The 21,058-nt window shown below is 49.9% G+C and carries 22 protein-coding genes; 14 read left to right on the plus strand and 8 right to left on the minus strand.

Features of this window, described 5'->3' with window-relative positions:
- Positions 1-43 precede the first annotated feature (43 nt).
- Positions 44-592, plus strand: coding sequence for a hypothetical protein (locus ACZ5ZZ_RS04620; protein ID WP_464141482.1), 549 nt, complete (start codon positions 44-46; stop codon positions 590-592).
- Positions 593-691: 99 nt separating this feature from the next.
- Positions 692-1,432: a hypothetical protein gene (locus tag ACZ5ZZ_RS04625; protein WP_464117918.1), complete on the plus strand. Its 741-nt coding sequence runs from the start codon at positions 692-694 to the stop codon at positions 1,430-1,432.
- Between the two features lie 147 nt (positions 1,433-1,579).
- On the opposite strand, the gene ACZ5ZZ_RS04630 is transcribed toward ACZ5ZZ_RS04625, so the two are convergent.
- Positions 1,580-2,335, minus strand: a complete 756-nt coding sequence (locus ACZ5ZZ_RS04630; protein ID WP_464133813.1) for a hypothetical protein — start codon at positions 2,333-2,335, stop codon at positions 1,580-1,582.
- Between the two features lie 128 nt (positions 2,336-2,463).
- Between ACZ5ZZ_RS04630 and lgt the strand changes: the two genes are divergently transcribed.
- The 3 genes from lgt (at position 2,464) to ACZ5ZZ_RS04645 (ending at position 4,743) form a co-directional block, all read left to right on the plus strand.
- A complete protein-coding gene (gene lgt, locus ACZ5ZZ_RS04635; protein WP_464141483.1) occupies positions 2,464-3,522 on the plus strand; it encodes a prolipoprotein diacylglyceryl transferase in 1,059 nt (352 codons plus the stop codon).
- A 58-nt stretch (positions 3,523-3,580) separates the two neighbouring features.
- Positions 3,581-4,063, plus strand: a complete 483-nt coding sequence (locus ACZ5ZZ_RS04640; RefSeq protein ID WP_464117913.1) for a GyrI-like domain-containing protein — start codon at positions 3,581-3,583, stop codon at positions 4,061-4,063.
- 62 nt (positions 4,064-4,125) lie between these two features.
- Positions 4,126-4,743, plus strand: a complete 618-nt coding sequence (locus ACZ5ZZ_RS04645) for a hypothetical protein (protein WP_464141485.1) — start codon at positions 4,126-4,128, stop codon at positions 4,741-4,743.
- A 52-nt stretch (positions 4,744-4,795) separates the two neighbouring features.
- Here ACZ5ZZ_RS04645 and hisS read toward each other — a convergent pair whose 3' ends face one another.
- Positions 4,796-6,046 (minus strand): histidine--tRNA ligase, encoded by a 1,251-nt coding sequence (gene hisS, locus ACZ5ZZ_RS04650; RefSeq protein ID WP_464133819.1) that lies wholly within the window; start codon positions 6,044-6,046, stop codon positions 4,796-4,798.
- A gap of 101 nt (positions 6,047-6,147) precedes the next feature.
- On the opposite strand from hisS, the gene ACZ5ZZ_RS04655 reads away from it, so the two are divergent.
- Genes ACZ5ZZ_RS04655 through ACZ5ZZ_RS04670 form a run of 4 tightly spaced genes read left to right on the plus strand, consistent with a single transcriptional unit; the run spans position 6,148 to position 9,041 of the window.
- Complete coding sequence (locus ACZ5ZZ_RS04655; protein ID WP_464117908.1) at positions 6,148-6,597, plus strand: DUF3299 domain-containing protein; 450 nt, start codon at positions 6,148-6,150, stop codon at positions 6,595-6,597.
- Between the two features lie 20 nt (positions 6,598-6,617).
- Positions 6,618-7,097, plus strand: a complete 480-nt coding sequence (locus ACZ5ZZ_RS04660) for a ZrgA family zinc uptake protein (protein WP_464141487.1) — start codon at positions 6,618-6,620, stop codon at positions 7,095-7,097.
- The gene (locus ACZ5ZZ_RS04665; protein ID WP_464141489.1) at positions 7,084-7,776 is read left to right on the plus strand and encodes an ABC transporter ATP-binding protein; all 693 of its coding nucleotides are present in this window, start codon (positions 7,084-7,086) and stop codon (positions 7,774-7,776) included. The genes ACZ5ZZ_RS04660 and ACZ5ZZ_RS04665 overlap by 14 nt, the downstream gene beginning before the upstream one ends.
- Complete coding sequence (locus ACZ5ZZ_RS04670; RefSeq protein WP_464121424.1) at positions 7,776-9,041, plus strand: ABC transporter permease; 1,266 nt, start codon at positions 7,776-7,778, stop codon at positions 9,039-9,041. Before ACZ5ZZ_RS04665 ends, ACZ5ZZ_RS04670 begins: the two co-directional genes overlap by 1 nt.
- A gap of 64 nt (positions 9,042-9,105) precedes the next feature.
- Here ACZ5ZZ_RS04670 and ACZ5ZZ_RS04675 read toward each other — a convergent pair whose 3' ends face one another.
- Together ACZ5ZZ_RS04675 and ACZ5ZZ_RS04680 are read right to left on the minus strand one after the other, a co-directional pair.
- Positions 9,106-11,118 (minus strand): iron-regulated protein frpA, encoded by a 2,013-nt coding sequence (locus ACZ5ZZ_RS04675; protein WP_464133826.1) that lies wholly within the window; start codon positions 11,116-11,118, stop codon positions 9,106-9,108.
- 23 nt (positions 11,119-11,141) lie between these two features.
- Positions 11,142-11,429: a hypothetical protein gene (locus ACZ5ZZ_RS04680; protein WP_464133828.1), complete on the minus strand. Its 288-nt coding sequence runs from the start codon at positions 11,427-11,429 to the stop codon at positions 11,142-11,144.
- Between the two features lie 316 nt (positions 11,430-11,745).
- Between ACZ5ZZ_RS04680 and ACZ5ZZ_RS04685 the strand changes: the two genes are divergently transcribed.
- On the plus strand, positions 11,746-11,970 hold the full coding sequence (locus ACZ5ZZ_RS04685; protein ID WP_464141491.1) for a hypothetical protein: 225 nt from the start codon (positions 11,746-11,748) through the stop codon (positions 11,968-11,970).
- Here the strand turns inward: ACZ5ZZ_RS04685 and ACZ5ZZ_RS04690 are convergent.
- Genes ACZ5ZZ_RS04690 through ACZ5ZZ_RS04700 form a run of 3 tightly spaced genes read right to left on the minus strand, consistent with a single transcriptional unit; the run spans position 11,967 to position 17,228 of the window.
- Positions 11,967-13,796 carry an adenylate/guanylate cyclase domain-containing protein gene (locus ACZ5ZZ_RS04690; protein WP_464141493.1) on the minus strand — a complete coding sequence of 610 codons (1,830 nt, stop codon included), beginning with the start codon at positions 13,794-13,796 and terminating at the stop codon, positions 11,967-11,969. The two genes, ACZ5ZZ_RS04685 and ACZ5ZZ_RS04690, sit on opposite strands and share 4 nt — an antisense overlap.
- 16 nt (positions 13,797-13,812) lie before the next feature.
- Positions 13,813-15,426 (minus strand): fibronectin type III domain-containing protein, encoded by a 1,614-nt coding sequence (locus ACZ5ZZ_RS04695; protein ID WP_464133834.1) that lies wholly within the window; start codon positions 15,424-15,426, stop codon positions 13,813-13,815.
- Entirely contained in the window at positions 15,426-17,228 is a 1,803-nt protein-coding gene (locus ACZ5ZZ_RS04700; protein WP_464117894.1) for a FecR family protein, read from the minus strand. The genes ACZ5ZZ_RS04695 and ACZ5ZZ_RS04700 overlap by 1 nt, the downstream gene beginning before the upstream one ends.
- Before the next feature lie 145 nt (positions 17,229-17,373).
- Here ACZ5ZZ_RS04700 and greB point away from each other — a divergent pair, with 145 nt between their 5' ends.
- The 4 genes from greB to ACZ5ZZ_RS04720 all read left to right on the plus strand — a co-directional run bounded on the left by greB (position 17,374) and on the right by ACZ5ZZ_RS04720 (position 20,393).
- Entirely contained in the window at positions 17,374-17,850 is a 477-nt protein-coding gene (gene greB, locus ACZ5ZZ_RS04705) for a transcription elongation factor GreB (RefSeq protein WP_464133836.1), read from the plus strand.
- Between the two features lie 60 nt (positions 17,851-17,910).
- On the plus strand, positions 17,911-18,789 hold the full coding sequence (locus ACZ5ZZ_RS04710) for a substrate-binding periplasmic protein (RefSeq protein WP_464141495.1): 879 nt from the start codon (positions 17,911-17,913) through the stop codon (positions 18,787-18,789).
- A gap of 141 nt (positions 18,790-18,930) precedes the next feature.
- Positions 18,931-19,389: a DUF3465 domain-containing protein gene (locus tag ACZ5ZZ_RS04715; RefSeq protein ID WP_464117889.1), complete on the plus strand. Its 459-nt coding sequence runs from the start codon at positions 18,931-18,933 to the stop codon at positions 19,387-19,389.
- Between the two features lie 2 nt (positions 19,390-19,391).
- Complete coding sequence (locus ACZ5ZZ_RS04720; RefSeq protein ID WP_464117887.1) at positions 19,392-20,393, plus strand: YheT family hydrolase; 1,002 nt, start codon at positions 19,392-19,394, stop codon at positions 20,391-20,393.
- Here ACZ5ZZ_RS04720 and ACZ5ZZ_RS04725 read toward each other — a convergent pair.
- Positions 20,349-21,047, minus strand: coding sequence for a hypothetical protein (locus ACZ5ZZ_RS04725; protein WP_464141497.1), 699 nt, complete (start codon positions 21,045-21,047; stop codon positions 20,349-20,351). The two genes, ACZ5ZZ_RS04720 and ACZ5ZZ_RS04725, sit on opposite strands and share 45 nt — an antisense overlap.
- Positions 21,048-21,058: the final 11 nt, after the last annotated feature.

Raw genomic sequence — 21,058 nt, forward strand, 5'->3', positions numbered from 1 at the left:
GACTGGCCTTGGGGTCCTAATCAATTCTTCCGATAGAAAAGCTGTGAGACTATTGTTACCGCTGCTTTTTTTGATCGTATCAAGCACCGCCCATGCCGGCTTTTTGCTGGAAGTGGGGGGGACCTATATGGGGGACACCCTTTCCACCTCTGAAACTCAAACCTCAACGAAGTATTTTTATAATCTCGGGGCGCTTTTCAGTCTGAAAAAGAATATCTGGGGTGGGTGGAACTACTCGGGCATTTCTCATACGGACAAGGACACGGCGACCACGACCTACAGTTCTACTGACACGGGACCTTATCTGAAGTGGCAGTTCGGGCGCAATCAGCTTTACAGCCTGAGCATGGCCTACAATATTCTGAGCAAGGGCAAGTTTTCCGATGGGACTACCACAGAAGAGTGGACGGGGACCAGCATGTGGTTTCAGTTCGGTGTCATGCCAGAAGTGCGCGAAGGCTTCCATTTGGGGGCATCACTGAATTACTATTTAGCCACTTACTCGAAGAAGACTGTTTCTGGAGTGGAATCGAACGATTCGAACTCGAAATCCTGGATTTTCCCTATGCTTACGCTCACTAAGCAGTGGTAACGCGATGCAGAAGATTAAATAGTTAGCAGTTGGGCTTTTTCGTTTGAAAGCTCGTATTTGCCTTGATATGACCCCTGCCAACGAAACAAGGGGGTCCAAATGATTCGTTCTCTAATCGCAGCGGCGTTGACACTGGGTATGGCGTCTTCCGCTTTTGCTACTGATAAAGCTTACTTCGAAATCAAAAAAGTCACAGTTCGTGACGTGACTGAGCAGTATCCGCAGATGGATACGTTTGCCAAAGGTGCAAACGGTTTGTCTCAGGATTGCAACTCTCAACGTCCATTGCGCGTGAAATTCACTGGCGAAAGCGATATCGCGAACGAAGTGAATCCATTGAATGCAATTGAGTTGATCGTGGATCAAATCATCAACATCGGTAAAAAAATCTTCGCAGTTATCAACGCCGGTAAATCTGTTGTTAACTTGAAAATGGACACTGCCAATGCTCTTCCTGCTGGTTTGACTTGCTGGTCTGACCTTCATGGCTGGAATGTTCCTCAGTCCAAAGTTTACAATGTAGTTTATGAAAACGGCTTCGGCATGGCTGTTGTCGATTTCTCTTACCGTGTAACTTACACTGCCGGTGGTTCTGCTGATGGCGTTGGTAAATACATCACAAACGCGACATTCATGCCTGCAAACCTTTCTGTTGCTTGGGGCTTCAACTTCGACGCAACAGCCGTGATCCCTTCTGTATTCAACACAGGTACAAAACGTGATCCTGTAGCTGGTATGCAAATGAACATGGAGTGGAAAGCCACTTCTCCAATGGCCTACGAGCAAGCGACTGAGTCGTACTTCGTAAGCGGCGAAAACAAATTGATCCAGTTGGATTAAAACCGTGAAAAAGGCCCGTCTGACTTCGTTGTCGGGCCTTTTGCTTCACTCCGGCGTACTTTGAGTACGCCTCCGATACGCAAAAAACCCTCCGCCTTGCATACGAACCTTTTTGACGGTTTTCTGCTTGGGGAGGGTTTCGTCTTCTTAGAAGAAGATCTTGATTCCTGACCTGATCCCTGTGCGATCGGTGACTGTGTCATCCGTCGCGGCAGGGATTTTTGTTTTCTGGCTCTCCTTAAACCAGCTTCCGAAGATCCGGACGGCTTTAAAGTCTATAAAAAGCCCGGCTTCGGCCCGATTTCCTTCGACATCCCCCAAATCATCCGTGGAGGTGGGAAGGAAATATCGATATTTTCCGTCGATTCCGAAATACTTGGTTAGATACACCTGCAGTGAAACCTGCCCAAACTGCTGGGACAGGCGGTCTCCGGTGCCTTCGCGTGTGCGCAGACCGTAATGGATAGTAAAAGCGGTGTTTTGGATCGAGTTCCCCAGCAGGCGGATGTTGAGCATTCCACCGAGGTCGCTGAAGTTTTCTTCCGTGTTGTTTTCATATTCGCCGGTCAGGCCGACAAACTGGGCATAGGCGGAAACCTCACCGCTGTACGAGACGTGAGATTCGCTCGTGCCTGAACCTTCCACTTCCGTTTTGAAAGAGTTGTAGGTGCCGCCCAGAGCGAACTCATAGGGGGAGGGCGAGTTGACCGACAGCCACATGTCCATCATGCGGTTGCGGTTTTTGGTCTCCATCCACTCAGACAGGGACCAGCGGCCCTTTTCCCGGGCGGCGGCTCTCTTGGTGAAATCAATCCCGCTGCCCCAGCGGCTGGCACTTTGTGCCTCGGCCAGAGACACGGTCAAAATAATGCAGAGTAGAAGCACAGATGAAAACCTAGACATACCCCTATTTTCTCGCTTTTATGGTCCCAGGTCCATAGAGCGTCTCAAATCAGGTAGATCACGATGTCGTGAGTGCATCACTTTGCGACGTGGGCTAAGAATTAGTTTTACAAAAAGAAGGATATCCTGTGGTTCATGATTTCGATCCCTTTGCATTAAGAATTTCCGGAGACTTTGGCGTTCGCTGGTATGGTCTGTCGTACATGATGGGTTTTATCTGCGCCTATCTGCTTATCACCTGGTTGGTGCGCAGACAGCGTGCAGGTATGACAGCGCAAATGGTGGGCGATTTTATCACCTACGCCGCCATCGGAACCCTGGTGGGCGGTCGTTTGGGTTATGTCTTGTTCTATGGCCCGGATCTGTTTTTGAAATTCAAAGCAACCTTCCCGTACTGGGGTGTCCTGGCGGTGAATGAAGGTGGGATGGCCAGCCACGGTGGTATAATCGGTATCGTGATCGCTTGTTGGTTGTATGCACGCAAGTATTCCGTGAACACTCTTTATCTCTTTGACCTAGTGGCTGTCAGCGGTCCGGTCGGTGTGTTCTTCGGTCGTATCGCGAATTTCATCAACGGTGAGCTGGTGGGTCGTCCTTGCGATCCGACTTATCCTTTGGCAGTGAAGTTCCCGCAGGACATCACAAGCTGGCCCTCTCAGGAAGCCGGCAAGTTGTCCGAGCTGGTTCCGGTTGTTGAGAAAATCGGCGTGGGCCGCGAGCAGTGGTTGGAACTCGTCGATAAATTCCGCTTCGACATGGGCGCGCGTGATCAGCTTTATTCCATTTTGAATAAGGTGATCGAGTCCATTCAGGATGGCAACACGGCGGCCAAAGAGGCGATTGCACCGTTGCTGACCCCCCGTTATCCATCGCAATTGTTCGCCGCAGTGGGCGAGGGGCTGGTGATCTTCCTGTTCTTGTTCTTCTTGTGGAGAAAGCCTCGCAAGCCCGGCTTCATTGCGGCTTGCTTTATCCTGATTTACGCAACGGTGCGTGTGGTGGATGAACACTTCCGCATGCCAGATGCGCATATCGGATTCCAGGCTTTGGGGTTGACCCGCGGTCAGTGGTTGAGCGTGGCCATGTTTGTCGTTGGTTTGATCATGATGTTTGTCTGGACGCGAGCAAGTTCTTTGAAGATCTCCGGCTGGAGCAAAGGACACTCGATTAAGTTGAATCGCAAGTAAAAGCATAAAAGCCACCTCCCGGTGGCTTTTTTGTTTCTGAAATAAACGAGGTAATGCAGTGAAATCTGTCATGATGGAAAAGAACGATATTATGATTGTGGGCATTGAAGTGCGTACCAGCAACCAGGCGGAAATGAACGGTGCGGGTAGGATTGGTGCTCATTGGCAGAGGTTTTTTCAGGAAAATGTAGCGGGACAGATTGTTAACGCCGTTTCAGATGACGTCTTTGCGATTTATACGGATTATGAAAGTGATGTGAATGGCGAATACTCATTTGTGCTTGGGAAGCAGGTCGGCTCATTCGCGGACGTTCCTGCAGGATTGGTGTCAAAGGTTCTGCCAGCTTCCAGGTATTCCGTGTTCACCACCCCGAAAGGTCCGATGCCGAACGTGGTGATCGAGGCTTGGCAGCATATTTGGAGCTTGTCAGCCACGCAGTTGGGTGGCGAGCGTGCTTATCGTGCGGACTTTGAAGTGTACGATCACAGAAGTGCTGATCCGGGCAACACGCAGATAGAGATCTTTATTTCAGTAAAATAGCTCAACAGAGTCTTTTCACGACCGACCTTTCGCGGTAGCCTTTTTGAGAAGGAGAAATCACCATGATCATCAGACTTGTCATGTCCGTGTTGTTGTTGGGATGGCTTTCGTTGAGTCCGTCAAAGGCTTGGGCTTTGGATTTTGACAAGGACGAGGGGATGTCCCGGGAAACTCTGGTGGCCTCTCTGAAAAAGAACACTCGTCTGAATCAGGAACAGATTGATCAGTTGGTTTTGACCTTGCAACAGCAATTCAAGGTTGATTCGGATCAGAAGATTCCCATCAAAGGTTATCTTTATGCGCATGGCATGAACGGGGCTCTTTTGATGGATCACGACGTGTGGACCTTTGATGCTGCGTTTTTGGTGCCAGGAACTGACGAAGTGGTGCGGATCCCTGAGATGTATTTGTGTGACTTCAAAAACGGCGGACTCAAGTTTGAGATTGCGTACAAGTGGATGTTCAGCTTCATTCCCAGTGGGGTGAATATCAGCGAACTCAACGGTGCGGTTTATGGCCGGGGGGTCGGCGTCGTCGCGGAAGCTTTTCTGGGGCTTGAGGGTTCTTGGTTGCCAGCTCAGAATAGGGTGAATGACTTATTTCACGTCGCCGTGAAGCTGGGGTTTGGTGGGGGAATCGTCTTCCCGAAAATGGAATTCAAGCTGCGAAATATCAAGTAAGAAAGAATCAAAAAAACCCGCTTTTCAAAGCGGGTTTTTTCTTTCGTAGGATTTAAATAGAAAACGGAAAGGTCTTCAGTTCCTCTCGGGATATTTCTTTTTGTTCCCCGGTGGCGAAGTTCTTCACGGTCACAGTTTTATTTGTGACTTCGTTGCCTCCCAAAATCAAAGCATAGTGGGCACCGGCTTTGTTGGCCTTTTGCATTTTCTTACCCATTTTGCCGGACAGGAAGTTTTCAGCTTTCAGGCCGCGGCTGCGGATTTCATGGGCGACTTTCACGCTTTCATCCTCACCCTGGTCATCCGCGCCGATAACAGCCACCAGAACTTCGGGCTTCACCGCCAGCTCTTTAGGAACTAGATCGGCCAAACGGTCGATGCCCGCAGCCCATCCCACACCCGGAGTTTTCGGCCCACCCATGGTTTCAATCAAACCATCGTAACGACCCCCTGCCAAAACAGTCCCCTGCGCGCCCAGTTTGGACGTGGTGAACTCAAAAACGGTGTGGCAGTAATAGTCCAGGCCGCGCACAAGGTGATTGTTCACCTTGTAAGGGATGCCGAGCTTTTCAATCCCTGCCAGAACCTTTTTGAAGAAGTCCTGAGAAGTCTGATTCAAGGATTGTTCAAGTTTCGGGGCATTGGCGTTTAGTTTTTTATCGCCCTCGTCTTTGGAGTCCAAAATGCGCAGAGGATTTTTCTCCAGACGCATTTTGCTATCCTCGGAAAGTTGATCCTTGTGAGTTGTAAAGTATTGAACAAGGGTGTCGCGGTAAGCCGCGCGGCTTTCGGCGTCACCCAGCGTATTGATTTCCAGTGTGCAGTCCTCAGAAATGCCGATTTGTTTCAGCAGATCCCACGCCAGGGCAATGCACTCCACGTCGGCCAATGGGGATTCGTAACCTAAACACTCCGCGCCCAATTGGTAAAATTGGCGATAACGTCCTTTTTGTGGTCGCTCATAACGAAACATCGGGCCGGAATAATAGAACTTCAAAGGAAGATTCTGCATCATGCCTTCAGAGATAAAAGAGCGAGCCACACCAGCAGTGCCCTCGGGACGCAGGGTCAATTTCTCTCCACCACGATCTGTAAAATCATACGTCTCTTTATTCACAACATCGGAGGTTTCGCCCAAAGTGCGGTGAAAAACGTCAGAAAACTCGAAAATTGGGGTTTCGATCTCGCCGTAGCCGTACAGAAGTGCCTTTTTATAGGCGGATTCTTCGACAAATCGGAAAAGAAGGTTGTCTTCAGGAAGAAGATCTCGAGTGCCGCGGACACTTTGAATTTTGCTGCTCATAAAATTGGCCCTTTTTTGACTAACAAGTACTCGTTATAGCAGAGGCTCGGGCGCTGCGCAAAGCTATTGCATTTAATGGGGGCAGAGTCTTTAATGGAAATATGAAGAAGTGGGTTTTAGCAGGAATTTTCATTTTGGTGGCCGTGACAGCCGCAGTTGTTTATCAGCTGGCGGGCTCTGGTGGAGCTGTTTTAAACGGTGTCGAAGTGGATTGGCGGTTGCTCGGTGAAATGGATTATATCACCGGGAATTCTTCTTCAGAGCTGAAGGCTCTGGATGGGAAAACGGTGAAAATTCCGGGTTTCATGGTTCCTTTGGAGGACAATCAAAAAGAAGTGGTGGAGTTTCTGCTGGTGCCAAGTCCTCAAGCCTGTATTCACGTGCCGCCACCTCCTCCGAATCAAATGGTCTATGTGAAAATGAAAAAGGGAACCGACGCGGCCATTGGCCCGATTTGGGTTCACGGAACTTTGAATCTAGTCACTAAGAAATCTATGTATGGGGATGCGTCCTTCGAGCTGATCGGAGAGGCCATCGAACCGTATAAATAAAAACCCTCAAGGAGGTCTTTGTGTTAAAAGTTCTTCTCTTGTCGTTGATGGCATTGGCGCACACGGAACATGGAGCTCATGTTCATGGCGCGGGAAAAGTCAGTATCGCCTTTGACGGTAAAAAAGGCAAAGTGGAGTTCCATGCTCCAGCCGAAGCGATTTACGGCTTCGAGCATTCCGCAAAAAGCAAAAAAGACAAACAGAAAAAAGAGGAAGGTCTGGCCAAGCTCGACAACATGGCCGAGATGATGGTCTTTGATCCTTCGCTAAAATGCGAAGTGAAAAAGGAGATCTTTGAAGTCATCGAACAAAAAAGCCATTCCGACGTCGAAGCAGAGTTTGCTGTGAATTGTGAGGCGCCGGTGGCGGGTAGCACGGTGACCTTCAACTTTCAGAAGTTTTATCCTCGCCTGAAGAAGGTGCAGGTCGAAGTTCTTGTGGACCAGGTGCAAAAATCTCTGGAAGTGAAAAAGAACGGAGAAAGTCTTGAGCTCAAGTAGTGAATTGATCACCCTGAGAGATCTGACCTACACATACAGTGGGCAGACAACTCCCACGTTGCACGTTCCTGAGTTCCGGGTGAACAAAGGCGAAGAGCTGTTTTTGTACGGTCCCAGCGGAACAGGGAAAACCACCTTGCTGGAAATTCTGGCCGGGGTTCTGCGCCCGACCTCGGGTTCGGTCGAGATTCTGGGACAGGATCTGGCAAAAATGTCCGATGCCCAGCGTGATTCCTTCCGTGCCGAGCACATGGGTTATGTCTTTCAAAGCTTCAATTTGATCCCTTATCTTTCCGTGCAGGAAAACATCGAACTTCCATTGCATTTAAGTGCGTCCCGCAAGGCTCGTCTGGGCACTGTGGATACCGAGATGGTGATCCGTGCGTTGTGCGGCAATCTGGGGATTGCGGACCTTCTGGACAAGAAGGTCACTGAGCTGAGTGTCGGGCAGCAGCAGCGTGTGGCTGTGGCCCGAGCCTTGTTAGGAAAACCGGATCTGATTCTGGCGGATGAACCGACTTCGGCTCTGGATGCGGATCATCGCGAAAAATTCCTGAAACTGATGTTCGAACTTTCCGAGCTGTATGGCACCACGGTGATTTTTGTATCCCATGACCGCAGCATTGAAAAACTATTCAGTCGTTCTCTTTCTTTAGAATCCATTAACAAGGTTGTGTGATGGTCTTTTTGAAGTTGGCAATCAAGTCTTTGCAGAATCGGGCGTTTGCGACAACGCTTACGGTGATTTCCATTGCTTTAAGTGTGGCCTTGCTGTTGACCGTCGAGCGTGCCAAGCGGGCTGCGGAGGAAGGTTTCACACAGACAATCAGTAAAACAGATCTGATTGTCGGGGCTCGCAGTGGTCCATTGCAGTTGATTCTGTACACTGTGTTTAATATGGGAAATGCGACCCATAATATCTCCTACGAGACTTACGAAAAAGTCCGCGCCAACCCGGCGATAGAATGGACGATTCCGTATTCTTTGGGGGACGGGCATCGTGGATTCCGCGTTGTCGGAACCACCCAGGATTTCTTTAAGTACTATCACTATCGTGGGGATCGCAAAGTCACTTTGGCTGAAGGACAGGAGTTCAACGACCTTTGGGATGTGGTTGTCGGTGCCGAGGTGGCTCGCAAGCTGGGTTACAAGCTGGGTGATCGTGTGGTGGTGACTCACGGGGTGACCAAGGGTGAAGGCATTCTTCAGCACGATGATCGTCCGTTTAAGATTTCCGGAATTTTAGAAGCTACGGGAACGCCACTGGACCGCGCGGTTTATATGTCCCTGCAGGGGATGGAGGCTTTGCATATTGACTGGCAGGATGGCTCAGCCCCTTCTCCGGATAAAATCGTGCCTCACAACCAGCTAAGTAAAGAGACCCTGCCTGTGCACACAATCACGGCCTTTTTTGTCGGGGCGAAGTCCCGCATTGAAACTTTGAAGTTGCAGCGGGAAATCAACACCTACAAGGAAGAGCCCTTGCTGGCGATCATCCCCGGGGCGACTTTGAGTGAGCTTTGGAATGGTCTGTCCTATGTTGAAGGCGTACTTCGCATGATTTCCTGGATGGTGGTCGTTGTCGGATTTATGGCGATGTTGATTGCGTTGACGACGACCCTGAATGAACGCCGTCGTGAGATGGCCATCTTGCGCGCTGTTGGTGCGAAGTCCACTCAGATTGTCGGGTTGCTGGTGTTTGAGTCCGCTCTTTTGACCGCCGTGGGTGTTTTCTCTGGGGTGGTTTTGTCAGTTGGTCTGGTGGCGGCTTTGAAGCCTTGGATCGAGACTGAATTTGGTCTTTATCTGGTGGGGCCGTGGTTTACACGTTCTGAGTTGGTCTATCTGTTGATTACTTTGGTGGGTGGAACGGTGATTGGCCTGATTCCGGCCCTGCGCGCTCAGAAGCTGGCTTTGAAAGACGGCCTCAGCGTTCGTACCTAAAGAAAAAAGCCACCTTGTTTGACCGCGGTGGCTTTATGTCTCTTAGGTTTTGGAATCATCTAAACTATTGACCAATCTGTGCTAGCTGGACACCTCCCTTTGTCGATTGGACTCGGGAAGGGTCCACGTTTTCAAGAATCACATCTGTTTTAGCTTTGAAGAAGATGTCCACCATCAGGCGGAACTGCGCCGTTTGGCCGTCTTTGTTTTTTCCTGTCGCCAGACGAGTCAGAATTTCATCTTCAGAAACACCTTCCGTTTGTTCCGCGGAAGCCAGAACCTCACCCGGTTCGAGCATCAGGAACGGAGCGCGCAACTCGGTGCTGTTACCGTATTTGTCCTTTTCGTTTGCATAGACCACGTGGCAGGCATTGATCGCAGCAACACGCGCGTCAGCCAGAGCAATCACTTCGGAATCATCGGCGATGCCGTTGCGGTTCTTATCCACCCATACTTTAATCTTTTGACTGTACAGTTCACCATCCCAAGGTCCCAGATAGTGTTTCTTGGGGTCTTCAGATTGACAGTCCTTGCCAGCCAAGGCGATCAGGGTTTCAAAGCCATTGGCAAAAGTTTTTTCCTCATCTCCGACCTTCACTTTCATTTCCGAGCCAAAAAGATTTTTTGCACTGGTGATGCTGCCATCGGCATTGGGAACAACCAGGAAACCATCTTCGATTTCTCTTTTGAACAAGGTTTTATTCACTGAGTTTTCAGACTCTTTGGTAACCAATTTGCCACCCAGCCAGGCGGTCATGTGGCTGACTTTTTGACCTCCATCCAAGTCGTTGTCGCTGCCGTCCACTTTCAGGTTTGCCAGATTGAAGAAGGTGCCACCCTCCACACTGGAGGTTTGTACGTTTTTCTCACCCAGATCCAGAACCAGTGGGGTGTACTTCGTTGACATGGCGGTACCGTCCACTCCGGAATGAACCATCCATTGAATCAGTTGTGGGACCGCCTCATAGGCGGAATAACACAGATCTCCGGTATTGCAGGAGCCCATTGTGACTGTGGTGCCAGTCCCTGTTTTTACGGATCTTTGGGTGGAAAGAACTTCGGTGATGAAGTCTCGTTGCGACCATACGGTGCGCAGGTCAAAGATCTGTTTGAAGGTCAAAGTCACTTCATCACCACGAGTCAGACCTTTACTGAGTTTAACGAACTCCGGAGTCAGGATATTAAAGGCTTTTTGATTGGTGTCGTTGATGTTTTCACGCAAGTCCGCCAGATAAAGATTCACGATATTCGGCGTCCCATCACCCAGTCTTTTAAAAAGACGGGGACTGCCGGAGTTCACATCATCAGCGTAAGACTCACCATAGTACAGGTTGCGCAAAGAGTGGTTTTGCAGGGCTACCGCATCAGGAATGACCTGATTTGTGTCGCCGAAAACAGTCACAGCACCGGTGTTTTCAACACTGGCAATAGCGCGGACCGTGCTGAAGAAACACTTCTTACCACTGATGAATTCACTGCGAGCTGTCATGTGATCCGCCAGATAATGGAAGTGATTGGTGATTGTCGCTTTGGGGGTGCAATTCGTTGACCATTTGCAGGCATCAGTATCCTTCTTGGCCGCGCCTACATAGATAGGCGTCACACCCTCAGTGTCTTTTCTTAGAATGGATCGTTGATGGGACCAGTGTGCAATGTTGTCCACGGCGCTCCCGGCGGAAACCGAGAAGCGTACGGGAATCAAAGAGGTGTCTTCTTTGGCGGCAAGCAAAGCGGCCTGGCGTTCCTCTTCGTAGCGGTCCGAACCGTCAGGACGAATGCGCTCACAGTTGGAAACCGGTTTGCCATTGATGGAATCAGCACTGGCCAGATTCGGTGTCATCGAATCGTCACCATTGGCAACGTCCGTCATGTGCTTATAGGGACTAAATGGATCAACTTTGGGAACTTCAGGGATTTCCACTTCCGGAATCACTGGAGTCTGGCCAAAGGCATTGTCAGACAAAGAGCTTTGTTCAAGGGCTGAGGGGGCGAAACGTACGGGTTGGCTGCAACCTACGACAGCCTCTACAAGAGCTCCACACAGTACTAATTTTGAAAATTGAGTCAGCTTATTCACAGAATCCCCCCGGATCGTAAATGCTATTCAGAATCGCGAATGGACTTGACCTCAACCTCGTCCTCAATCAGGAACGGGTTGTATTTGACTGGATTGCGTTTGCTGTCCACGACGGTGATCACGTCGCCTTTAAAGGTGGCTCCACCGGTGGAGCTGACATTACGTGCGATTGTGGCGTTGAGATCTTTGGCGGCGGCATTGCCTTCATCAATCATCTGATTGAAGGTGCCTGTGGACACCACATCTTTAGCCAAGGCATATTCCGGAACCGCTGCTGCGACAAATAAAATGGCCCACAAAATCTTTTTCATCGTTCCCCCTGCAAGGAATCACAAAGCAACGGTCGGGCCAGCATCTAAGCTGCTGAAATCTTACAAATCTGCATGTCGACGAAATTCAGCCAAAAGTTTTCCAAGTTTGATGCGAGTGCTTGTTTTCAGGTGTGATTTTTAGAAATCGGAAAATGTTTGAACATGTGCTAAGTCTGTACAGTTGTGATGCGATGAAAAACGACTGTCTAATATATTTTAGACAGTGATTAAGGACTTTCCGTTTATAAGCAACCTATTGCAATAGGGGTGGCAGGAAGAATGCAAAAGGTTCTATCTACGATATCCGGGGGGATGTATGAAGTTGAAACTTGTGTGGTTGTGCCTGCTTCTAATCAATGTTGTATCTTGCGCCAGCACACCTTCTTTGGTGTCCTCCAAAAAAGATCCCACAAAGAATATGTATGTGACAGAGGCCTTTATCTATCCCGAGTTTCGCCGGATCGCCATGGTTGAAAAACAAACCACTGCGGCAAGTGCGGTGGTTACGTCAGGATCACGCGCTCCAGCCAGTGAACGCTAGGCAGCGTCTTTGATTTTCACTTTGTCTGCGGCCTCGGCTTCATAGTCGGAATAAGGAGTGCGAACTTCAACCATGTTTCCGTCTTCAGCTCTGTAGCCACGGACTTTGAACATCTTCAGGGCCTCGGAACGCCCTTTGACTTCGGCCGCTCCGGCTAGTTCCGTTTTGAAATCCTCACCGATTCTTTCAATGACGGTGTCTGAAATCAACAGATCCGCCCCGAAGGCTTTTGTCGAGGCCTCAATACGGGAGGCGGTGTTGACCGTGTTTCCAATGACCGTATACTCCATACGCTCGTCTGAACCGATGGTTCCAGAAATTGCTTTCCCGGCGTGTAAGCCCATACCGATGTTGATTGGCGGTTGGTTGCGGGCAATGCGGCGTTCATTGAGTTCTTCCAGGGCACGTCTCATTTCAAGACAGGCGCGTACCGCCTGATGGGCATCACGGTCAGAACTCTTCGGTGCCCCCCAGACCGCCATGATCGCATCCCCGATGAACTTGTCGACAACTCCGCCGTGGCTGTTGATGATTTTAACCATCACACCAAAGTATTCGTTCAGCATTTCAACGACTTCTTCAGGCGAACGCTTTTCTGAAAACGCCGTGAAACCCCGGATGTCCGAGAAGAAGACCACGACCTCTTTGGTCTGGCCACCAACCCCGATGTCCTTGTTGATCAAGTCTTCAGCGACAGAAGATCCGTGGAATTTCGAGAAAAGGCTTTTCACTTTGTCGCGCTCTTTTAATCCCTCGGTCATTTGATCGAAGGCCTCTGCCAGATCGCCCACTTCGTCGTGGGATCTGACGGCCGCGCGGGCTTTGACGTTGAAGTTTCCTTTTGAAACCAGGTTGATCATCTCCGCCAACTTTTCAATAGGGGAGGTCAGTGTCATCGAAAACAGGAAGATAAAGAAGATCGCCATGGAAATGGCGGAACCGGCCACAAAGATCGCCCGGCGTTTCACTTCGTTGGAAACTTCAAGAATTGTTTCTTCTGAAGTTTGTGAAATCACGGTTGCGCCGTAGGAAGTCTTAACTGAAGCTCCGAAATAGTCTTTGTCATTGTCAGGATTCAGAAACTTAGTCTGGAACTGCGGGGATTTTTGTGTCAAAGCCTTTTGCACAATAGGGTATTTCCCCATGTTCAGGCGGGCCATGGCTTTTTGTTCATCTTTATGAGCCAGAAGCTCTCCGTTGCGATCAATCAAGTACTGAGTGCGCTCGGACGGATCGGTGAACGGCTTTTCGAACGGAGCCAGCGTCACATCCGCCAGGGCAATGTGCGTGATTTTCCCCTGTTCATCGCGGATCAGGGGAATGCCGATGGTGATCATCGCCGGGGCCTTGGGATAAGAGGCATTTTTGATTTCAATGCTTCCCTGAGCTACCGAGCGAATCGGAAACTTCTGCCAGGAGCGCAGGTGAGTGATATAAACCGGTGTCAGACCATACGGTTTAAGCACATCCTCTTTGACTTTACGGGCTACGGTTTCCACCGCCGGGCCATCAAGTTTCAGGACTTCCAGGGCAATAAAGTTTTTATCTTTAGTAAAGTTGAAATCAAAATCATCACCGGCCTCCGTTTGCGAAGCGGCACCCTTTGTCAGCAAAGAAGCTGTCGTGCGGGTCTTATCGACCAGACTTGCCACGATATTTTCAATTTCCTTGGCTTTGGCGGCTGCGGATTCAAGGTTGGCGATATCCACCTGTTCGGCGGCTTTCTTCTCGAAATAGGAAGAGGAGATCCAGGTGATCGTGCCTGTGGCCGCCACCAGAATCAGGATGGTGACCGTGATGAGTTTTGTAGAAATGGGTATTCTCATAATTCTCTCCTGATCACTAGAAGCTCCACTCGGCAAAAACGTTCAGATAATTTCCGACGATGGTGGATTCATTCACGTCCCCATCGCTGGCGAAGCTGTCAGTTCCTGTGGCGGCCTTGTAAGACATTTTATCTTCACGGCGGGCGTAACCGATCAACCCCGTAAAGCGCGGAGTAAAGCGGTAACTTCCCAGGAATCCAAACTGTGTGGACATCTTCGGTTCCATGGGTTCGCCGTTGGGGGTGCTGATCTTCATCAGTGACAGATAAAGATGGGCATTGACCTGAACTCCCAATTTGGGCGTCAAAGAGTACCAGTATTCCGCTCCGAAATGCGGCCCGGCCGAGCTGATTTTTAAGTCCGACGATTGACCCGAGAATGGATCACCGACAGTTTCAGGCAGCTCTTTATAGTAAGGCCCGGCTTGGAAGCGCACTTCCCCGCGATCGCCCACGGCCTTGCGATAGACGGCATTGGCTTCGGCGGAAGCAAAGGTTTGAGTCTTGCCGTTGAAGGTGAATCCGCTTAAATCCAGTATTCCCAGGAACCCCCAAGGGGTTGTTGGGCTGAACCAGCCAATTCCCAGGCGTCCCGTGCCGCCCAGAGCTTTGTATGCCACGGAAGAATTCTTTTCCGGATTGATCCCTTGGTATTGCATTTCGGTGATCAGATAGCTAGCCACGGCATACCATCCGGTAACCCGCTCAATGGATTTTCTGACCAGTGTTGTGTATTCTGCGGCTGGAGAGCGATCTCCATGGCGCACAGAGAACGACTGTTTCGCCAGTTTGGATGAAGGTCGCAAATCTGATTTGGCGCGAATACCAATTTGATATTGTCCGCCAGGCCAGCTTTCATCAAAGGGCAGAGTGTCCTGTTGATAGTTTTCAAGGACCTTCATCTTTTCCCATTTGCGGGCTGTTTTGTTGAATTTCAAAATATAGATATCAAAGCCGGTGACGTAGTCGGGCTTGGACCATTTCAGTTCGCGAACGAAATCGGTTTCGGGCTTATCAATACGAGGGTTTTCAACAGGTTTCCCCATGACCGTGAATTGTCCCACGGCAGTGGCATCGCTGACGATGCCTTCAGCATTGGAAGAGGAAACCTTCCAGGTATAGTGGGAAGCCACGGGAATCGTTGCCTTAAAGGAAGGTTCTTTCAAAGTTTCCGAGATCTGAGTTTTGCCGTCTTCAGAGATCAGCGTGAATTGATACTGATCCGCCCCGCCAACAGGTTCCCACTTGAAGTTCACAGTGGTCTTGTCGTTTTCCTGCGTGGGCAGTTGCAGGCGGGAGCCCGGGAATTTCAGCACGGCGGTTTCCAGGCCCACATTGAATTCGCTTTCCTCGCTCCATTTCCCAGGAACTCCGCGATAGTCACGTGAACGCAGTTTCATCATGTATTTGCCAGGGGTCAGGCGGCCGTTCCAGGCGGCTTCGGTCACTTTAAAGGTGAAGGTCTTGGCCTCTTCCCCTTTGGCTTTGACCTGTTTTAGTTCGATCTCATAAGACTTGGCGTTTTCAATTGCTTCCCACTCGAAGTTCACGAGTCGGCGATAGGGCGCCGCCCAGACCAGTGAGGTCCAGAAAGAGATTAGCAAAAGAAGGAACGCACTAGTTAACTTCATCAATTAACCTTGATCTTCTTTAAAGTAGGGGCCTTGATATTAGAAGTATCCGGCACCAAAAGTTTGCGGGCAGGCAGAACTTCGCTGCTTCGGCCATAAGTGTCCACGGCAGAGACTTCGACCTCATATTCACCCGGCAGAAGATTTTTTAGCGAAGTGGAGTTCTGTGCATATTTACTGCGCTTAAGTTCCTTGCCGTTTTTTCTGATGGTCAGCCAATATTCCTTGGCACCTTCCACTTGGCTCCAGATCAACTGACTGCGACCATCGTTCGAGGCTTGCAGCACACCTTCGGCAGGTGTGAATACAGGGGCTTGTAAAAGTGGCAATGGGCTGACGGTCAAGACCTGTGAGCTTGCCGCCCCCAGAACTTTTCCGTCCTCGGAAAGAGCTTCGATGGAAGCGATATAGCGGCCGGGTTTGTGCACCGGAGCAGTCAACTTAGTGTCTTTGACGTTCATACTCTGGGCGGACTCGGGGGCGTCATTTTCGCCACGGTATTTAACTCTCCAGGATGCCACCTGATCCGGCCGGTCCCCTTTCCAAGAAAGACCCAGTTGAGGCTGTTCAACATAGTACTGCACCAGATCCTTTTCTGGGATGGTGAAATCCACCACCACCGGGATCGGCGCTTTTTTGGCGTTGAACTCTGCCAACGAACCGACTGTGAATTTTTGCACTTTGCCCAGAACTGGTTTTTCCGTATCAACAAAATATGAAGTCATGCGCCAGAAGTAGGTCCCACTTTTCAGGCCGGGCAGGGTGAAGTTATCTTCTTTGGTAAGCGTCCGGGTTGCCACTTTGCGGGTCATTTGTTCATCGGACCAGACTTCTAAAGTCACCTGTCGTGTATCATCACCTTTTTGCCATTTGAAATTCATATCATAAGGAACTTGGGGAGCCTGAATTTCTGCATCTGCAGTCGGGAACGTCACTGTCGGAGCATAGCGCGCCAACACCTCGGTCTTGTAAACGGGGCTTTCACCCGCGACGGAGCCCTGAGGTGTGGTGGCGACAAGTTTCCAGTAGTGACGGCCAAACGGCAAAGCGGCCTGGAGCTGACTGGCATTCAAACTGGCCTTTTTGATCTCTTTAAGTTGCTTACGACTTGGGCCCACCCACAAGGATACTTGCGTGTTAGGCGGGAAGCCGCGCCATTGGAAAGAGACTGGATCAGGGCTTTCTGCATTCATCGCCACAGGTTTTTGCGGCGATGGAGACAGGATCTGCACTTCTTCACGAGTGGTCAAATCCTGCGTCTGACCATTGCTGTCTTTGATGGACGCTTTACCCTCGAGGACCTGAACATCCACGGCGTTACCACGGCCTTTTGAAAGGGAGGCGGATGCCTGGGACAGATCGACCTTGCCATTGGCGGAATTTAATACCAGTCCCGGGGCATTGCTGTCGCCCGCACCGGCTTTGGCATTAACGAACAAACTACCTTCCATCAGATCCAGAGCGATTTCGCCTTCGGATTTTTTAATGACGATCAGAGATTCCGGCTCCAGATCCAAATAGCGATCCGAGTCGACAAACTGAATACGCACTTCGCCACGTTCACCGGTGCGAATGGCTTCGCCGTTATATAATGGCTCGCCTGTGTTGACGAGTTGCCACAACAGACGCGATGCCGGGCGACGCTGAATGTCTTCAACAATTTTTCCGACGTAAGCCAGCGGTTTTTCATTGGATTGAGAGGCGCGATTGCTGTCCGTGGATTGATACCAAAACCACGTTCCTGCAAACACGGAAGACGAGCTTAAAGCGGCGATAAGCAGACGTTTCCATTGTTTTTTCATCGATTCCTCCTCAATCTTCTTTCGGAGAAAAAGTCTCATTATTAAATGGCGCTTAAGTCCAGGTCCGCCCCGTTCGGGTGATAAATTATGGAATACGAGGGAAAAACCTTTGTAAGGACTCTGGCAGATGGTCTAGTCTTGGCTTATGGATACCAAGAAGAATTATATCACCCCTGAAGGTCTGGCTAAGCTGAAAGCGGAATATCACGAACTGATGCACGTCGAGCGTCCGAAGTTGGTGGAAGTGGTGGCCTGGGCCGCCAGCAATGGCGACCGCTCTGAAAACGCAGACTATCAGTACGGCAAGCGTCGCTTGCGCGAAATTGATCGTCGTGTGCACTTTCTGACAAAAAGAATCGAAGATGCCGAACTTGTTGATCCAAAACAGATGAAGGGTAGCACTGTTCTTTTTAGTGCAACTGTGACTTTGGTAAATGAAGATGGCGACGAAGTTGTTTATCAGATCGTCGGTGAAGATGAGTTTGATCCAAAACAAGGCAAGATTTCCTGGAAATCACCTGTGGCGCGAGCATTGTTGGGCAAGAAAGAGGGCGACGAAGTCCGCATTGTCAAACCGGCTGGGGAAGAGTTTGTCACCATCGACAAGGTCGAGTTTCGTTAGCCTTTTGTTTGCGAGCTGACAGCTCTTGCTGTCAGAGAGAGCTACAAAGTTTTTACATCCGTGGGCAGACATGATGTACTGGTCGAAGAATCTTGTTTGCAGCGAGGTGAGCGGGTGCCATGTGCGTGGAAGGTCCTTTTTCTAGGGTTCACATTTCTGGCTTCTTTTGCGCGTGCAGAAGTTCTGAAGCTTCTGGCGGAGGATGGCTTTCCTCCGTACAGCTCTGGACAAGGCAATAAAGTCGAAGGGTTGTCGGTCGATATTGTTCGCAGTGTGTTTCGCACTCAGCATATCGAAGTTAAATTTGAGGCAGTACCATTTTCGCGCTGTATGGCGAAGGTGCAGGCTGGAACGGAACTGGGATGTTTCAGCACCACTTATGACCCGACCATGTTGAATGTTCTGATTTTCCCCGACTATCCCTTGCTCATTACCAGTGCCATTGCCATCGCTCATAAAGACAGTACAGAAGGCAAGGTGGATGAGGTCAATGATCTGGAAGGGAAAAAGGTGGCTGTCACCAATGGCTTTTCCTACGGACCCGAGTTTGACTATCACCCTAAAATCGAAAAGCAGTTTGTCAGTTCAGACTCGAATGTCTTAAAGCTTGTGGCCGGCAAACGAGTTTCGCATGGCGTGGTGAGTTTTTTGACCTATTACTATCTGCTGGGAACACAGACCGAGACAGTGAAGAAGAACTTAAAAGTCCTGGGGCCGATAGGAACCGGCGGCCTTTATCTGATGATCAGTAAGCAGCATCCTCTGGGAGAGCAGACGGCGCGTAAATTTGACGCCGGCATGGACAGTTTGATTCGTTCTGGAGAGTACGAAGGCCTGCTGAAGAAGTGGGGCGAGAAATTCAAACTCTCTCTAAACGACATTCGCTACATGTCAGCGACCAACAAAGACCCTCTTCGAGTGCCAAAGAAAGAGAAGTGAGCCTTTTTCTTTTATGGTGTTAGGGGTCTGTTAGCAGTAAATTTTACAGAGAATGTAAGACTCTTTTTGATTGTCAGATGTCCTCCTTTGAAGCAGACTTCGTCCCCGTGGTGGGGTGCTTCAATCATGAAGGGGGATGTGATGAAGTCTTGGGTTCGCGTTGCGATCTATGTTTGTGCGTTTGCGGTTGTTGTCTTTTCTCAAATGGAGTCTGCTGAGGCGGCTCGATTCAAGCAATATCAGGAAAATGATTTAATCAGTGACGATCGCGATTTGGTGGAGGCTGTCAACAACCGCCGCCGCGAGGACTTTGTTGAGGGCGCCGATATGGTGGTGACCAAAATTCTGCCCGACGACAATAGTGGTCTTGAACATCAAAAATGGACTGTGCGTCTTTCTAATGGCGAGACCATGCAGGCGGTGTATAATTTGGATATGTGCCCTCGCGTCCCGCTGAAAGTGGGTGATCGAGTTGCGATGGGTGGTCAGTTTATCTGGACCAACAAAGGCGGCCTGCTGCACTGGCTGCATCACGATCCGCGCGGCAGAAGACCGGACGGATATGTTTACGTGAACGGAACCTTCTATTGTAAGGAGTAACTTTGCGACGTCTTGATCTGATTCCATGCTCTGCGCCTTTTTGGGCCGACAGCGGTCATGGTCAGACTTTGTGGGCGCACTTCCTTAAATCCATAGAACTTTCTGATTTTGGTAAAAAGTTTCAAGTCGATCTTCCAGACGGGGATCGGCTTTTTTGTTCCTATCTGCCGGGTTCATCACCCCTCGTGGTCAGTCTTTTTCACGGTTTGTCTGGCGATATTTCCTCTGATTACATGCAAAGAACAGCTTTGATTTGCCAAAAGCTGGGACATACCGTGGTCCTGGTCAATCACCGAGGGGCCGGCGAAGGGGCACCCTATGCGCGACGTCCTTATCACTCCGGCAGTGCTGAAGATGTGTCGCTCGTCTTAAGTCATTTGCGTCGGATGTTCCCGAACCATAAGCATGTTTCAGTGGGCTACTCCTTAAGTGGCAATATCATGTTGTGTTTGTTGGGGGGATTCGCCGGAAGAGAAAAGCCCGATGGAGCGATCACGGTCAATGCGCCGTTAAATCTTAAAAGTGGATCTCTGCTGCTTAAGTCAGGGCTGAACAGGCTTTATGATCTGCGTTTTGTGTCCCGTTTGCGCAAACTGGTGGATGAAAAGTACAAGATGGGGCTGATCTCGGAGCGCTATGAAATTCCGCCTTGGGCCACGTTGTGGGACATGGATCAGATCTACACGGCTCCGGCATCGGGTTTTTCCAGTCGTGAAGACTATTATCAGCGTTGTTCATCAATCAATTATGTCAGCAATATTGACGTCCCGACGTATTCATTGACGGCGGGGGACGACCCCTTTGTTTCCGTTCATGACTATTTTCAAGCGCCCTTTTCCAAGTATGTACAGCTTCATATTGAAAAGCGTGGCGGGCACATGGGGTATCTGCATCAGGGGGCATTGCCAGTCGGTGGAAATCGCTGGCTGGACTATTATCTTTACGAAGCCCTGTGTGGCCTAGAGCAAACACTCTTTGAAAAGACTCCAGCGAGTGCCCCATAGGGAATAACCTGGTGCTGTCTGACCAGAATCAAGGACCGACAGTTGTTCCACCTGCAAAGGCTGCTGCCGCAGGGCTCGCAAGACAGACGGTGCCAAATACCAGCCTTGTATCTTTTGCTTTTTCATATGCACCGTCAGTTTTTTAAGTGCGTCCTGCTTGATCATGAGGACATCACTGAGTGGGTCCGCGGGCACGGGTCCGAACTTTTCCTTTAGAATTCCGTTGAAAAGATGTTCATTCGTCTGGCGGGTATTTTCTGTCTTTAAAAAAGAACTGTTCTTCTGTGCGTAGCGATTGCCCCAGTACAGGTCTATTTTTTCTTCACTCATCAAATGTTGCAACAAACGGAAGAGATCACCCAGGGGAGTGCTCATTTCCACGGATGAAATTGTCAGGAAATGACCTTGAGCAGCCTGCAGTCCTTGCCACAGGCTGGCAGCGCGGCCCAGATGTTTTTCATTCCGTATCACCTTCACAGCTTTGGGTGGATCTGAAACCACGACACCTTTTTCTGTCATCAGGATGACTTCGTAGGGAAGTGGAAACTTGGCAAAGAAGGTCTGCAAATCACGCAGACAGTCCGTCAGGTGTTTGTTTTCCTGATTCAAATATATCACCAATGACAAGAGCGGGGTTGACACAGCAGATTCCATCTTTACGATAG

It is taken from the genome of Bdellovibrio sp. HM001 (assembly GCF_055397275.1).

Coding starts and splice junctions, on each gene's coding strand:
- ACZ5ZZ_RS04625 (WP_464117918.1), top strand. CDS start 692: ATGATTCGTTCTCTAATCGCAGCGGCGTTGACACTGGGTATGGCGTCT.
- ACZ5ZZ_RS04630 (WP_464133813.1), bottom strand. CDS start 2,335: ATGTCTAGGTTTTCATCTGTGCTTCTACTCTGCATTATTTTGACCGTG.
- ACZ5ZZ_RS04645 (WP_464141485.1), top strand. CDS start 4,126: ATGATCATCAGACTTGTCATGTCCGTGTTGTTGTTGGGATGGCTTTCG.
- hisS (WP_464133819.1), bottom strand. CDS start 6,046: ATGAGCAGCAAAATTCAAAGTGTCCGCGGCACTCGAGATCTTCTTCCT.
- ACZ5ZZ_RS04655 (WP_464117908.1), top strand. CDS start 6,148: ATGAAGAAGTGGGTTTTAGCAGGAATTTTCATTTTGGTGGCCGTGACA.
- ACZ5ZZ_RS04670 (WP_464121424.1), top strand. CDS start 7,776: ATGGTCTTTTTGAAGTTGGCAATCAAGTCTTTGCAGAATCGGGCGTTT.
- ACZ5ZZ_RS04680 (WP_464133828.1), bottom strand. CDS start 11,429: ATGAAAAAGATTTTGTGGGCCATTTTATTTGTCGCAGCAGCGGTTCCG.
- ACZ5ZZ_RS04685 (WP_464141491.1), top strand. CDS start 11,746: ATGAAGTTGAAACTTGTGTGGTTGTGCCTGCTTCTAATCAATGTTGTA.
- ACZ5ZZ_RS04690 (WP_464141493.1), bottom strand. CDS start 13,796: ATGAGAATACCCATTTCTACAAAACTCATCACGGTCACCATCCTGATT.
- ACZ5ZZ_RS04695 (WP_464133834.1), bottom strand. CDS start 15,426: ATGAAGTTAACTAGTGCGTTCCTTCTTTTGCTAATCTCTTTCTGGACC.
- ACZ5ZZ_RS04700 (WP_464117894.1), bottom strand. CDS start 17,228: ATGAAAAAACAATGGAAACGTCTGCTTATCGCCGCTTTAAGCTCGTCT.
- greB (WP_464133836.1), top strand. CDS start 17,374: ATGGATACCAAGAAGAATTATATCACCCCTGAAGGTCTGGCTAAGCTG.
- ACZ5ZZ_RS04715 (WP_464117889.1), top strand. CDS start 18,931: ATGAAGTCTTGGGTTCGCGTTGCGATCTATGTTTGTGCGTTTGCGGTT.
- ACZ5ZZ_RS04725 (WP_464141497.1), bottom strand. CDS start 21,047: ATGGAATCTGCTGTGTCAACCCCGCTCTTGTCATTGGTGATATATTTG.